General features: G+C 45.7%; 1 protein-coding gene. It reads right to left on the reverse strand.

Features of this window, described 5'->3' with window-relative positions; genetic code table 11:
* Positions 1-187: 187 nt before the first annotated feature.
* Complete coding sequence (locus GMB86_RS15265) at positions 188-1372, reverse strand: IS256 family transposase (RefSeq protein ID WP_155221398.1); 1185 nt, start codon at positions 1370-1372, stop codon at positions 188-190.
* Between the last annotated feature and the right edge of the window lie 102 nt (positions 1373-1474).

Genomic DNA, 1474 nt, shown 5'->3' on the forward strand with positions numbered 1-1474 from the left:
TGTGTAAAATCTGTTACAATGATTTTCGCACTTATAAGGAGGCCGACACGAGTGCTGGCCCCTGGATTTCCCACCATTTTACATGGAGGGGCGAGCATGATAGCCTGGTTGGCGAGCCTGGTTGTCTGCCACCTGGCTCTCTGGCTCGGACTCATGATCGCCGGAGGCTCCATGTCAAATGACGACGTTACGAGTCAGATTTCCTTTCCTTCAGGAACATTCGGCCGCCTATGTCTAGCGTCTCTCCATAGTCTTTAAGGACAGCACCGATTAACCGGAAAGCGGACTGAGTGTTCGGGAAAATACGGATGACACGCTCTCTCCGGCGAATTTCGGAATTCAATCGTTCAAGGTTATTCGTGGTGCGCAACTGAGCATGATAAGATGGGGGTTCATTCATAAATTGAATCGCATCTTCGAACCCTTCATCCAACTGTTTGAGAACTTTTTCGTAGCCTTTTTTCTCTTCGTACGCCTGAAAGATGTCGTCACGAACCGCTCTAGCTTTTTTGGGGCACTGGCAGTTAAATAGGTCCTTGATTAAGGATCGAAATTCTTCGGTTCCTTTTTTGGGTAGGCTATCAAACAGATTGCGTTTAAAGTGCACCGTGCATCTTTGCCATCCTGAGCCAACAAAAGACTCTTGGATAGCGTTCTTCAAGCCTTCATGCGCATCTGAAATCACTAGTTTCGGAGACTGTAGGCCGCGTGATTGAAGGTCTTGAAAAAAGTTTTTCCACCCTTCTTTGGATTCGGCATGACTGACATTGAAGCCAATGATCTCCCGTTTGTTTTGTTCGTTAATGCCAATCGCCACGTAGACAGCTTTGGAGACGACTTTCTGGTACTCCCGCACTTTAATGTACATTGCATCCACATACACATACTTGTACTCATGACCAATTAACGAACGCTGCGCCCACTCGGTTACAACCGGGTCCAACTGTTTCGTTAGGGACGAGACAAAGGATTTGGACACCTTTTCGCCGCAGAGCTGTTCCACCGCCTTGGTGACTTTTCGAGTAGAGACCCCATTGACGACCATTTCCAGCATAGACAGGACCAGGGCTTGTTCGGCACGCTTATATTTTTCAAAGACCGAGGTAGAAAATTCGCCATTTCGGGTACGTGGTACCTTGAGCTTGATACGGCCAAATGTCATCGTATAATCACGCTTATAGTAACCGTTTCTGTAGTCCACCCGCTCGGAATTTCGTTCATAGGCTGCTGCCTTTAAATAGTCATCCCGTTCTTGTTCCATGACTTGGTTTAGGATCAGGACAATTGATGATTTAACTACAGCGTTTAAGTTGGAATCCATTAATTCGTCTTTTAACTGGTCAAGATTTAAGGTAAGATTAAATTGGGTCATGTATCCCATTCCTCCTGTACAAATTTTTCTTGGTCGAAAACATTGTAACATGAGAATGGGTCTTGACCCTTTTCTTTTTACACAATTATACGGACTCTATCC

The organism is Terrilactibacillus tamarindi, from assembly GCF_009718825.1.
Lineage (GTDB): Bacteria > Bacillota > Bacilli > Bacillales > Sporolactobacillaceae > Terrilactibacillus > Terrilactibacillus tamarindi.